The sequence below is a fragment of the Pseudoflavonifractor sp. AF19-9AC genome (assembly GCF_003478995.1).
Taxonomy (GTDB): domain Bacteria; phylum Bacillota; class Clostridia; order Oscillospirales; family Oscillospiraceae; genus Lawsonibacter.
This window is the reverse complement of record NZ_QUGI01000006.1, coordinates 141,013-153,199: the sequence shown is the minus strand read 5'-3', so window position 1 is coordinate 153,199 and position 12,187 is coordinate 141,013. Positions and strand designations below refer to the sequence as shown.

Annotated in this window: 10 protein-coding genes; 2 read left to right on the top strand and 8 right to left on the bottom strand. The window is 61.0% G+C overall.

All coding sequences use genetic code 11. From position 1 onward, the window contains the following. The first annotated feature begins 157 nt into the window (after window positions 1–157). Both DWX58_RS11365 and DWX58_RS11360 read left to right on the top strand, forming a co-directional pair. Window positions 158–1,045, top strand: coding sequence for a hypothetical protein (locus DWX58_RS11365; RefSeq protein ID WP_118643928.1), 888 nt, complete (start codon window positions 158–160; stop codon window positions 1,043–1,045). An 11-nt stretch (window positions 1,046–1,056) separates the two neighbouring features. Continuing rightward, a complete protein-coding gene (locus DWX58_RS11360; protein ID WP_118643926.1) occupies window positions 1,057–1,314 on the top strand; it encodes a helix-turn-helix domain-containing protein in 258 nt (85 codons plus the stop codon). A gap of 126 nt (window positions 1,315–1,440) precedes the next feature. Here the strand turns inward: DWX58_RS11360 and DWX58_RS11355 are convergent, their stop codons facing one another. The 8 genes from DWX58_RS11355 to DWX58_RS11320 form a co-directional block, all read right to left on the bottom strand. Continuing rightward, entirely contained in the window at window positions 1,441–2,880 is a 1,440-nt protein-coding gene (locus tag DWX58_RS11355; protein WP_118643924.1) for an aminoacyl-histidine dipeptidase, read from the bottom strand. A gap of 27 nt (window positions 2,881–2,907) precedes the next feature. Next, a complete protein-coding gene (locus DWX58_RS11350) occupies window positions 2,908–3,249 on the bottom strand; it encodes a hypothetical protein (RefSeq protein ID WP_118643922.1) in 342 nt (113 codons plus the stop codon). Then, entirely contained in the window at window positions 3,246–3,608 is a 363-nt protein-coding gene (locus tag DWX58_RS11345; RefSeq protein ID WP_118643920.1) for a PqqD family protein, read from the bottom strand. Before DWX58_RS11345 ends, DWX58_RS11350 begins: the two co-directional genes overlap by 4 nt. 81 nt (window positions 3,609–3,689) lie before the next feature. Continuing rightward, window positions 3,690–5,582 (bottom strand): oligopeptide transporter, OPT family, encoded by a 1,893-nt coding sequence (locus DWX58_RS11340; protein WP_199648787.1) that lies wholly within the window; start codon window positions 5,580–5,582, stop codon window positions 3,690–3,692. A 245-nt stretch (window positions 5,583–5,827) separates the two neighbouring features. Continuing rightward, window positions 5,828–8,197 carry an ABC transporter permease gene (locus tag DWX58_RS11335; RefSeq protein ID WP_118643916.1) on the bottom strand — a complete coding sequence of 790 codons (2,370 nt, stop codon included), beginning with the start codon at window positions 8,195–8,197 and terminating at the stop codon, window positions 5,828–5,830. Beyond that, window positions 8,194–8,856 carry an ABC transporter ATP-binding protein gene (locus DWX58_RS11330; RefSeq protein WP_118643914.1) on the bottom strand — a complete coding sequence of 221 codons (663 nt, stop codon included), beginning with the start codon at window positions 8,854–8,856 and terminating at the stop codon, window positions 8,194–8,196. Before DWX58_RS11330 ends, DWX58_RS11335 begins: the two co-directional genes overlap by 4 nt. Then, the gene (locus DWX58_RS11325) at window positions 8,834–10,729 is read right to left on the bottom strand and encodes a zinc ribbon domain-containing protein (protein WP_118643912.1); all 1,896 of its coding nucleotides are present in this window, start codon (window positions 10,727–10,729) and stop codon (window positions 8,834–8,836) included. Before DWX58_RS11325 ends, DWX58_RS11330 begins: the two co-directional genes overlap by 23 nt. Window positions 10,730–10,891: 162 nt before the next feature. Continuing rightward, window positions 10,892–12,187: hypothetical protein (locus tag DWX58_RS11320; protein ID WP_243093437.1), on the bottom strand; the 1,296-nt coding region annotated here is incomplete at its 5' end.

The window sequence follows — 12,187 nt, the reverse complement described above, 5'->3', positions numbered from 1 at the left end:
GTTTTTGTGAGGCTGCTGGTAGAACCCGCCGTTTGATTCAAATGCTCAGCGAAAACGCTTGACAGGAAATGGGGCGTATGTTATTTCTAAATCGTAAGTAGTAAGTAATAAGTAAAGGAAACGCATTGATTGCCCAGCGGCAGAGGAGGGATTGAACGTGGAGCTGAACCATGTCTATGCGCTGATTGCCATGAATGGGCTGGAGTCCAGCCGGAACAGTCTGGCCCGCCAAGCTGTGGATCGGGCTTTGGCTGCCGCGGAAATTTTGTCCCCGGCATTGGATTTGGCCCTGGAGTCGCCGGAGGAGTTCGCCGCCAAAGTCCGGGCGGCCGGACAGGCGGCCCGGAAGCTGAGAGGCCGTGCGGCCAGGACGTTGGAAAAGGAGAATTTTTCTGCTCTGAAGGCGATGGGAGTGATGGAAGAGGCGCCTGCGCTAATGGGCAGCGATATGCTCTACGCCACCTCTGGTGTGGAGCTGCTGATGTGGCGCGGGGAAGAAGGGGCCTGGCGGAAAGCGGTGGAGGAGTTCCGGGCGGAGCTGCTGGAGCTGGGAGAGCCCACTGTGGAATGTGGGGCGCTGTTCTGGCTGCTGCGGGAGAGCTGTGTGCTCAATGAGCTGTTCAGCACCCGGGAGCAGGACGAGGTGCAAAGCCGGGTAACCGCTCTGGCGACCGAAAATCCGGTTTGGCGCTGTCTGGTGGAGGAGGAATTCCATGATGCTCTGGTTGCCCTGGGACTGAAGGCGATGCGGGCCAAGCGGGCGATGTTCCGGAACCCCTATCTGGAAGGTGTAGCACTGTTTTTCCCGTTTTTAGAGCGGAGGGCGTCCATTTTTATTGACCAGGTGGTACTGGGCACTACGGTGAAGGAGCGCCGGACGGCCGTGGTGGAATATCTGAAGGCACGGGGCCACCGGGTACGGGAGGTACCCAATGGGAGCGAGACCCTACTGGAGATTGATGGAAGCTTCTACCGCGCCTGGCCTACCACCCGGACTGTCAGGCTCCCGATTCAGGGTATGGCCCTGGTCCCGGTGTATCTCTGAGGGTTGGCTCTATGTCCAGACGACGCAGTATGGAGGCAATCCTCCAAGATCAGTGGGTGACCATTGGCGAGTTGGCCCGCCTGACCGGCCTGCGGTACAGCACGCTGAAATTCTATACTGAGGAAGGGATGCTTCCCTTTTGCCAGCCGGAGAGCAACCTGACCCGCCGCTACCGCCGTGTAGAAACCATGGGGCGCCTGGAACGCATTGGGGAGCTGAAGGCACAGGGACTATCCATCCCTGAGATTCAAGCGAGGCTGGCCGAATAGCTTTTTTCATCCCGGCGAAGCAATGATGTACCCTGCGCAAACAGCAGCGGGGTCAAAATAGTTCTTGAAACGAAAAAGGAGGACACGACAACGTCGTGTCCTCCTTTTTGCCTTTATGATTAAAGCTTACTTGGAGCGCTTCAGAACCTCCAGCAGGAAGTTCCACACCCGCTGAACGGAGGAGATGCTCATTTTCTCTCTGGGGGTATGGATCTCCAGCAGATCGGGACCCAGGGAGACGCAGTCCAGCCCAGGCATCTTTCCGGCAAAGATGCCGCACTCCAGTCCGGCGTGGATGGCCTCAATCTTCGGGTCCTTGCCGTACTGATCGCGGAAAACCTCCACCATCAGCTCCCGCAGGGGAGACTCCTCCTGATACTGCCAGCCGGTATATTCTCCGGTAAACTCTACCCGGCCGCCCAACTGCTCCATCAGGCAGCTGAGACGCTCTTTGAGCATCTGCTTCTGGGAGTCCACCGAGCTGCGTACGCTGTAAGAGGCCTGTACGGAATCCTCCCCGGTGACCAGAATTCCCATGTTGAGGGAGGTCTGGACCAGACCGTGAATCTCGGCGCTCATGGCCTCGATCCCGTTGGGCAGGCACTGGAGCATGCAGATCACCTTTGCTGTGGAGGACGGATCCAGAGGAAGTCCAGATGCATCCGCAGCTTCCGCCTTGACAAACAGGGCGGGATCGGTGGTGTGGTACTCGTTTTGCAGGATATGCTCCATATCCTGGGCCACCTGCTGGGCGGCCTGGGAGTCAGACACAATCACGACTGCCCGGGTTTCCACGGGGATGGCGTTGTCCTTCAGACCGCCGTCCACGCGCTGGATGCACATGGGGGCCTTCTTCGCCAGGGCGCGGAGTACCCGGCCCATGAGCTGGTTGGAGTTGGCGCGGCCCTTGTGGATCTCCGCGCCGGAGTGTCCGCCAGTGAGGCCGCCCACAGTAATCAGAAGGGCGGTGCCCCCGAAGGCGGCACGGGTGATGGGAAGAATGCAGGTGGTGGTGTTGCCGCCGGCGCAGCTGACGGTAAAGATTCCCTCTGCCTCGGAGTCCAGGTTGATCATCTTTCTTCCCTTCAGAGGGGCGACGTCCATGGCGGAGGCGCCCAAGAGGCCAATTTCCTCATCGGAGGTAAATACGGCCTCGATCCGGGGGGCGGGCAGAGTGTTGTCGTCCAGGACGGCCAGGGCCATGGCCACGGCGATGCCGTCATCGCCGCCCAGAGTAGTGCCCTTGGCGTAGACATAGTCCCCGTCAATGGCCAGATCCAGGCCCTCGCGCTCCATATCCTTGGTGCAGCCCGCAGCCTTTTCACACACCATGTCCAGATGGCCCTGGAGAATGATGGGCTGGGCCTCCTCATAGCCGGGAGCGGCGGGCTTGACGATGATCACGTTGTTGTTGGCATCCTGATGGTACTCCAGTCCCCGCTCCTTGGCGAAGGCCACGCACCAATCACTGATCGCCTTCGTGTTCCGGGAGCCATGGGGAATGGCGCACATGGCCTCAAAAAACGAAAATACCTTCTTGGGTTCCAGATGTTCCAAAACCTGCATGGTTGCTTTGCTCCTTTCGATACCTGCTTATCTCAGACAAAACCGGTTGCCGGGCAGCTCCTTGACCAGCAGCTGCTCCGTCATATACTGGGCCAACTTCGGGGCAAAAAGCCGGGGATTTTGCACGGCGGCCTTTTTTCTGGACCAGAATTGCCCCGCCTTTACGTCCTTGCACAGCCGGCCCATCTCCTCCAGGGAGATGCTTTCGTGCTTTTTCAGATAGTTTACCACCTTCCGGGCGCTTTTGCTCAGCAAAATGCGCTCCAGGTCCTCCTGCTGGGTCATGCTTTTGTGCAGGCCCCAGGTATAGAGCACAGCGGTGACCAGAGCGAAGGCCAAAATACCCAGAATGATCTGCGGCGTATTCAAGGCTTCACCCGATCCTTTCCCTGAAACAAGATAAACTTGTTGTTGTGCAGAATCTGCATATAGTGTACCAGCCGGTCATAGAGCGGTTCGGCCTTGTCGCCGAATTGCTCCTTCATCCGCTGGGCCAGCTGGCCCACGGTGCGCCGGCCATCCAGTTCCTTCCAGAGGAAGCTGCCGTACTCGTCCAGCTTGATGTGGCTGACCCGGGGCGTGTGGAAGAACTTCTGCGCGATGGCGGCGTAGAAGCCGCGGTGGACCATGTGGATGGTGACAACGCCCTCCTCGTCCTCGCTCCAGTCGTTTTGGGGATTTATGATGGGGATGAAATCCAAATAGTTGTTGTTCTTTTTACTGGCCATATCGGTTTCTCCTCATGGATAAATAGCCCAAGCCGGGCCGCATACACAAGTATACAGCCCGGCTTGAAAAAAGACAATGTTTTATTTCTTCTTGCTGTCCTTGGTGGCGAAGAAGTAAATGGAGAGCAGAATCAGGGCAAAGCACACCAGGCCGCCGATGTTGCCGATGGAGAACAGCTCGCTGATGTTAACCTTGTCGCTGAGGTAGAGGGTCTTGCCCTCGGCGTTCAGACCCATGGGGATGACGGCCAGCACAGCCAGCAGGATGCCCACGATACCCTCGCCGGCGATAAGGCCGGAGGAGTACAGAACACCGGACTGAACCACGTTGTCCTTGGCCTTCTCAGAGGCGTACTTGCGCTTCTCCAGGTACCAGCGCAGCAGGCCGCCCAGCACCATGGGCACGGACAGGTAGATGGGCAGATAGAGGCCGATGGCGAAGGGCAGTACCGGGATGCCCAGCACCTCCACCACCAGGGCAATGAACACGCCCACGAACACCAGGTTCCAGGGCAGGTTGCCGCCCATAACACCCTCGACGATCATCTTCATCAGGACTGCCTGGGGAGCGGGCAGGTCCTCGGTGCCGTAGCCGCCCCACGCGTTGCTCAGCAGGTACAAGATGGCGCCGATGGCCACGGCGGACACCGCCACGCCAATCAGCTCGCCAATCTGCTGCTTCTTGGGGGTGGCGCCCACCAGGAAGCCGGTCTTCAGGTCCTGAGAGGTATCGCCGGCGATGGCAGCAATGACGCAGATGATGCCGCCGATGACGATGGCGGCGATCATGCCGTTGATGCCGTCGTTGCCGGTGGCCTTCAGCAGCAGGGTGGAGATGAGCAGGGTGGCGATGGCCATGCCGGAGACGGGGTTATTGGAGGAACCAATGAGACCCACCATCCGGGAGGACACGGTGGCAAAGAAGAAGCCGAAGACGATGACAATGAGGGCGGTGAACAGGTTCAGGGGGATGACAGGCAGCAGCCACATCACAACGGCCACCACCAGGATGCCCAGCAGAACGATCTTCACGGAGATGTCCTGCTCGGTGCGCAGGGTGCTGTTGCTTCGGCCCTTGCCGTAGTCACCCATGGCGTCCTTGAAGGTGCGCACGATGAGGGGCAGGGACTTGATGAGGCTGAGCACACCGCCGCAGGCCACGGCGCCGGCGCCGATGTAGCGCAGAAAGTTGCTCCACAGGTTGGACACGCCGCCGGGGGCAGCGATCAGCTCGTTGATGGTCTTGTCCGCAGGGAACAGAACCAGGTCGCCGCCGAACAGGGCCATCAGAGGCATGATGACGAACCAGCCCAGCACGCCGCCGGCGAACAGATAGGAGGACACCTTCACGCCGCAGATATAGCCCACACCGGCCAGAGCGGGCAGCACGTCAATGCCAACGCCGGAGCCCTTGTAGGCGGAGATGTCGTAGGTGATCTCGCTGGGGAACAGCTTCAGACCGTCGGCAATGAACTTGTAGACGGCAGCAATGCCCAGACCGGAGAACACGGTGGAGGCCTTGGCGCCGCCCTCTTCACCGGCAATGAGCACCTCGGCACAGGCCTGTCCCTCGGGGTAGGCCAGCACGCCGTGCTCCTTGACGATCAGAGCGCTGCGCAGGGGGATCATCATCAGAACGCCCAGCACACCGCCGCACAGAGCGATGAGACCGATCTCCACCAGGGAGGGTACGTCGCAAAGACCATCCTTTGCCCACATGAACAGGGCGGGCAGAGTGAAGATGGCACCGGCGGCCACGGACTCACCGGCAGAACCGATGGTCTGGACCATGTTGTTCTCCAGAATGGAGTCACGGCGCAGGATCTTGCGGATCACTCCCATGGAGATGACCGCGGCGGGGATAGAGGCAGACACCGTCATACCCACACGCAGGCCAAGGTACGCGTTTGCTCCGCCGAAGACAATGGCCAGAATAGCGCCCAGGACGATGGAGACCACCGTGAACTCAGGCATGACCTTGTCTGCCGGAACATAAGGTTGGAATTTTTTCTCTTCCACGATATTCGTTCCCTTCTGTCGATTTGCTGTGCGGAGGACGCTCCATACTCACTTCTGCGACAGGAACATAACACACAACCTCACCATTTTATTAAAATATCTTCGGTTCGTCAAGGTATTTCCCTATTTATCGTTGGATTTGACGAATAGGACAGCTTTGCGGAAAAAGGAACCGTATGTCGTGTCCTTCATTTTGCTTTTTAGGGAATGGGTCTGGAGCCTGTTCCAGCGCTGGGCTTGCCCAGGAACAGGAAGAGCAGGCCCTCTCCCAGCAGGGCCGCAAGGGCCAAAAGGCTGCCGGATTCCGCCATCCGGGCAAGACCGGGGGGCGTAAGAGAGGACAGCAGGGCGAAGGAAGAAGAAAACTGGGACAGGTCCAGGAAACATCCGCCCAAAAGGCAGAGGATCAGGGCCAGGAAGGGGGCCAGAGCGTCCACTCTGCCCTCCTGGGCCGTGAACCGGGTTACAGCCAGAGCCAGCGCGGCAGCGGTAAAGGCATAGCCCACGGCGCTGACAACACCCCAGGCAGAGCTGCCGCTCGGGTACAAAATGGCCAGAGCGGTGAGGACCCCCAGTCCGGTGAGCGCCAGACAGTCGCTGCCGTAGGACAGCAGCCGGCCCCGGGCCACGCTGGCCATCCGGGCCTCCACCCGGCGGCTGTCGCTTCCGCCGCTCCAGGCGGCTGCGGTGAGCAGGGTCAGGAGTACGGCCAGGCAGGAGACGCCCAGGGGACTTGGATAGAAGGGAGAGCTGGGCGCTGCCCCCCGGGAGGAGCTGGTGTGAAACGGGGGAGGCATCTCCGCCTCAGCCTGTGCGATCTGTGCCAGCAGGGCCTGCTGCTCGTCCTGGGACAGAGCGCGTTCCAGACGGTCCTGGGCCTGAGACAGGGCACGCAGGCGGCTGCGCTGGACGGCCACCTGGCCGGCAATCACCTCCCGGGCTCCCTGGGCGGAGAGGGAGGCTGCGGCCTGCTGGTAGGAGAGGGGCAGCGTGTCGGAGGACTCCAGAGCCTCCTGGTAGCCCTCGCCGATCACCAACAGGCCTTCTACCTCGCCCAGCAGCACCATTCGCTGGCCCTGAGCCGGGGTCTGACAGCGGGTGAGGGTAAGGCCGTCCCGGGTATCCAGTGCCTCGCCAAGGGCCTGGGACAGGTTGCTTTGGTCCTCATCCACCAGGGCCAGACGGAGGGAGGAGGCGCTTCCACGGCTCACGGAGAGAGCGGCCCCGCCGCACAGAAGGGCCGCCGCCAGCAGGGCGGCCAGCCCGGCTCTGCCGCCCCCCATGACCCGGAGCTTGAAGAGGGACAGTCCGGCCAGACGGGCGGGCGAGGGAGAGAGGGCATCCGAAACCGGAAGGGACCGGGAAGCCGGAGAAGCCGGCACCTCAGTTCCGCCGCTCCGGCCCTGAAGACGCCGGAAGCCAGGAATGGCCAAAGCCGCACCGGCCGCGCCCAGGGCAAAGACGGGCCAGAGCAGGGCGAGAAGCTCCCGCCCGGACAGTCCCCGCTGGATGGCCTCCAGCCCCAGAACCGCGTAGTAGGGCAGGGTCAGCTTGCCCAGGCTGGGCAGAGGACCGGGGAGCAGGTGGCGGGGCCACAGGGTTCCCCCCAGCACCAGGGAGAGCAAAATAATGAGATTGCCCCACCGCTGGACCGAAGCGGCATTTCCCGCCCAGGCGGCCAGCCCCAGCAGCACGCCGAAGGAGCCCGCCAGCAGGACGAGGGACAGGACCAGGACCGCCGCCGGATGCTCCGAGGGGAAGGCCAGGAGAATGAGAATCAGGGTGGGCAAGGTGAGCAGAAGGGAGACCGTCAGCTTGGACAAGACGAACCCGACCCGCCTGCCGCCGATGCCCTGAAAGCGGGGGAGCACCCCCAGGGCCAGCTCTTCCGGGAGGGTTTTGACGGCCAGCAGGGGGAAAAAGAGGGCCAGCATGGACAAAACGCAGGCCAGGAGACGCCGTTCCATGGCCCCTTGGACGTCGGCAAGCTGGGTGTGGGTGTCAAACACCGTCTGCCGGCTCAGCGCGTCCACCAGCAGGTGCTCTGACGTCTCCCGATACAGCTGGCTTTGAAGCTGGGGAGTCAGTTCCCCATAGCAGAAGCGGTATAGGCCGATTCCGGCGGACTGGTCGGCCCGGATGATGTCCATGACCGAGGTAAAAATGGTTTCAAACAGGGTGGATTCCAGGGGCATATCGGCGTTGAGCACCACATCCACCGGGCAGTCTTTCATGCTGTACAGATCGTAGAAGAAATCCTTGGGGACGGTGACCACCGCCGCGGCTCCACCGGCCAGAGCCTGCTCCGGGGATTCGCCCTCCTCCAGGACTTCCACCTGGGAAAAAAGCTCAATTTCCCGGATTTGGGAGATGAGGGAGCGGGACATGATGGTGCCGTCCAGGTCCTGTACGGCAATGGGGAAGGGTTGGACATAGGCCTGGCGGGAGAGGTCGGCCATCCCTAAGCGGAGGGCCAGGAGCAGCAGAAAAGGCAGGACCAGTGCCAACGCTCCGGTCCCGCGGAAAAACAGTTTGAAATCCTTGTAGAGTGCGGCCCTCAGTCCTCTCACGGCACTTGGCCTCCCTCCGAAATCCGCCCGTCACGCAGGGTCAGAATGGACTGGCACACCTGCTCCAGCTCTCCGGCCTGGTGGCTGATGAGCACGACGCCGCAGCCCAGCGTGCGCAGATGGGTCAGGGTGTCCAGAATGAGGCGGGTGGAGCGGCTGTCCGCCCCTACGGTGGGCTCGTCCAGCAGCAGAAGCCGGGGCGTGACCATGAGGGCGCTGGCCAGATGGAGCCGGCGCTTCATGCCGCCGGAATAGGTGGACACCGGCTTTTTTGCCTTTTCCGTCAGCTCCATCTGCTCCAGCAGCCACCGGCTCCGGGTGGAAATAGCCTTTGAGGGCAGGCCGCAGGCCAGCCCCCAAAAGCGCAGATTATCAAGTCCTGTGAGGACGTTGTAGAGCGACAGCTCCTGAGGCACGTAGCCGATGTGGTCCCGTACGCCGGGGGCGTAGGTGACCGTACCCCGGTCGGGGGTCAGCACGCCGGCCAGCAGATTCAGAAGCGTGCTCTTTCCAGCCCCGTTGGGGCCCCGGATCCCCAGAACCTGTCCGGCGTGGATGTCCAGGGAGAGGGGGCCCAAAACGGGAGCAGAATGGGAGCCGTAGCTCTTTTCCACCTCAGTGAGGTGGCAGAGGGGCTCAGAAATAGTAGTAGAGATCATACATCAAGGGCTCCAGATTGTCGATGAGGTCCTGCTGCAGCACCGAGCCGATCTCGGTGAACAGCTCCTCCAGCTCACGGGTGCTGTAATCGGTGATGTCCACCGTCTTCCCGCTGGGCTTCTGGGCGGTACTCTTGTCCGTGGCGTTGATGGTGAGCTCCAGACGGTCGAAGGGAGCATAGTAGGAGAGGTCCTGAATGTTGTAGAGGGAGAGAATGTGGTCCACACCGCCCTCGTCGCCCTCACGCACCTCCAGGGAGAAGTTGACCCCCTCGTCGGGCATAGACAGCTCATAGGTGCCGTAATAGGTTCCCAGGGCCGAGCGCTTTTCCTCGTCCAGCTCATAGTCCATGATCACGGTGCTCTCGTAGGGAATGGTAATCACAAGGCTGCCCTGGGAGACGGAGCCCTTCTTGGTGTACTCATGCTCCAGCAGCACCTGGCTTTCGCCGTAGGACTCCACATAGAGCACCTCGTCGAGACCGCCGGACTCGGAGCCGTCCCGCTCATAGACTACGGCCTGGCCGTCCGCCTCCAGGCGGATCATACGTACTTCCTTCTTTTCCGTCACCAGAGTCCAGGTGAAGTCGCTGTCCTCCACGGCGCGGCCGATGTCGGAGGCCTGCTCCTCCAGGGTGTCCGCCAGGGAGAGAATGGCCTCGTCCAGCTGCTCCTCCAGGTCGTAGCCGCCGAATACCTCCTCACCAAAGGCCGCTTCCAGAGCCTCAGGGGACACCACGTCCAAAATCATGGAGCGCAGGGTCTCGTCCTTCTGCAGGTTGTCGGCGATTTTCAGGAACATGGCCTCCACATCCTCGCCGCTGGGGGAGAAGGTGTAGACGGTGCCGTCAAAGCGGCGGTCCAGCTCTTCCAGAAGGACGCTCTTGTTCTTCTCAACCTCCACATTGTCCTTGGTCACCACAGTGTACACCGTGTCCAGATAGGACTGGAGCAGAGAGCGCCATTCTTTGCCGGAGATCTCGGGCAGGGCCAGCTGGCTGAGATCCACCTCCTGGCCGGTGAAGTCATAGATCATGGAGGAGAGGTCCATGACGTAGTAGTTGTCATCCACCTCGGGCAGGGAGAAGCCCACCTGACCCTTGTCATAGGTGCCCACCGCGTTGAGCACCGGGCTGCCCATCAGGACAAGCTGGCCCTCCGCCAGCAGGGTGTCCCGGTTGAGATCCAGCTTCAGACCGATGGAGGAGTCCTCCAGATAGCGGTTGATTTCCGGCGTGTCCACGCTGGCAGAGAGGGTCAGATCGGTGGAGAACTGGCCGGTGCCGTAGACATCCAGGGTCTCTTCCAGCTGGTCCATGACCCGGTCCACAAACAGCTCCTGCTGAATCTGAACAAATTCCTTCTCGGGAGAGGAGAAAAGGCCGGGCAGAGCCACCGCTCCGATCACGCACAGAACCACAACGGCGGCGGCACCCAGAGCAATGCCCAGAATAGGCTTCTTGGGCTTGGCAGGACCGGGCTTGGCCGGGTCGGGCGAATCCAGATGGGCTCCGCAGTTGGGACAGAATACAGCGTCCCCCTGAATGCGCTCCCCGCAGTTGGGGCAGAAGCTGTCCGGCTGAGGGGGCTGGGGATCCTGCCGGGGCGGCTGGGCTTCCTGAACGGGCGGCTGTTCCTCCGGCTGGGGCTGCTGTTCCTCGGATTGGGGCTGCTGCTCTTCGGAGTCCAGAGGCTTGGCGCTGGGCTCGGGCTCACCTTCCGGCTGGATGGGCGGGGTGTTCTGTTCCGGTTGTTGTTCCGGCTGGAGCGGCTGCTCCGCCGGCTCAGGCTGGGGAGAGAGTCGTTTTCCGCAGTGACCGCAGAAAATGGCGTCATCCGGCAGACTTTGACCGCAATTCGAACAGGTTTTCATTCTATCTCCTCCAATGCACACAACTCAACTGGTTCCCACATCATAACGAGCTGGGAACACTTTTATTGTAGACGCGCCATAGAGCAAAGTCAACAAAATCCGAGCTTTTGCGATGGATAATTTTAGAAATATTCCAAAAAGAAAAGAGCGGTCGGGGCACCGTCAGCGCTCCAGCAGAGGCATCAGCTGGTTTTTGCAGATCCACTGGGGATTATATTTGCGGCGGATGATGGATTTGGCGTTCAGGCTCCGGTCCTCCCGCATCAGATTGACGATGATGCCCCCGTGCTCCAGGTAGTAGTCCCGCTCCGAAGGCACATAGTTTTCCTGGGTGTCATAGCCGAAATTGCGGGCATCCCAACGCATAAAATAGGCGCCCAGGGAGTTCCCAAGCTCCTTCAGGGCCGGGACGGCCTCATTCAGCACCAGAAAGTTTCCACGGCTGCCGGCCTCCAGCACGGTGAGACCGAAGGACTCGGAATAGGAAGGGCAGAGGAACAGGTTGGAGAGCTGAAACAGCTCAAAGACGCCCGCACGGGGGAACCCGTCCGGGTATCCCAGGTCGGAGGTGAAGAGCATGTCTCCGTCCTCCAGCCCGAAGCGCTTTCCCTCCATGCGGATCATGGCCTTGTAGGTCTGACTGGGGATGTCGGCGCTGGGGAAGTCGCAGAACACCACCTTGGTGGTCAGCTCGGACTTGCTTTTGATGGCGCCGGCCAGGGCCGCCACCTTTTCAAACCGCTTTCCTGTGGTCAGCCGGGCGGGATAGACGGCCAGAATATCCGCACTCATCAAATCCATCTGTGCCGCCACCCGCTGCACATCCGGGCTCATGGACTGCAGCAGGGGGAGGGTGTTGTACACCACCGCGCAGTTGCCCTCCGGCACATCGTACTGTCTGGCCAGAGCGGAAAGCCCGGAGTAGGTGGGGTAGACGAAGGTTGTCCGGGGCATGCCCGTGAAGCGGGCGGAGAAGGGATACTCCATGGTTCTGGGGCGGTTTGCTGGCAGGGAATGGGTGAAGGCCAGAAAACGCACATGGGGCAGCTGGGCCTGGGCCTTCCGAATGGCAATGTTGTGCACCAGATGCCAGCCCTGGTAGAGAATGTCGTGGAGGATACACACGTCCACATCCTCCAGCAGCCGCACAAAATCCTGGGCGATGAGGTTGGCCTCCTGGAAAAAGGTCTCGTGTACGGTTCCGGCGGCGCCGGAGTAATCGTGCCACTGGATGGGGACTCCGTCGCGGGTGTTGGTGACCTTTTCCCAGACGATTCGGGGGTCCAGGAAGACCCCGAACCGCTCCTCGTCCGGGCAGGATTCACTCACCAGCACTTTGACGTCCACACCGGCCTGCAGCAGCATTTCCAGCTGGTCCGCCACCACGTTTACCAGGGAATAGGTGGTGGACAGGCCGGAAAACATGGTGAGAATGGCAACCTTCATATGATGCTCCCC

Bases quoted from the DNA above. Each gene is read 5' to 3' on its own strand.
- DWX58_RS11325 (WP_118643912.1), bottom strand. From the start codon at position 10,729: ATGAAAACCTGTTCGAATTGCGGTCAAAGTCTGCCGGATGACGCCATT.
- DWX58_RS11360 (WP_118643926.1), top strand. From the start codon at position 1,057: ATGTCCAGACGACGCAGTATGGAGGCAATCCTCCAAGATCAGTGGGTG.
- DWX58_RS11340 (WP_199648787.1), bottom strand. From the start codon at position 5,582: ATGCCTGAGTTCACGGTGGTCTCCATCGTCCTGGGCGCTATTCTGGCC.
- DWX58_RS11345 (WP_118643920.1), bottom strand. From the start codon at position 3,608: ATGGCCAGTAAAAAGAACAACAACTATTTGGATTTCATCCCCATCATA.
- DWX58_RS11330 (WP_118643914.1), bottom strand. From the start codon at position 8,856: ATGATCTCTACTACTATTTCTGAGCCCCTCTGCCACCTCACTGAGGTG.
- DWX58_RS11355 (WP_118643924.1), bottom strand. From the start codon at position 2,880: ATGCAGGTTTTGGAACATCTGGAACCCAAGAAGGTATTTTCGTTTTTT.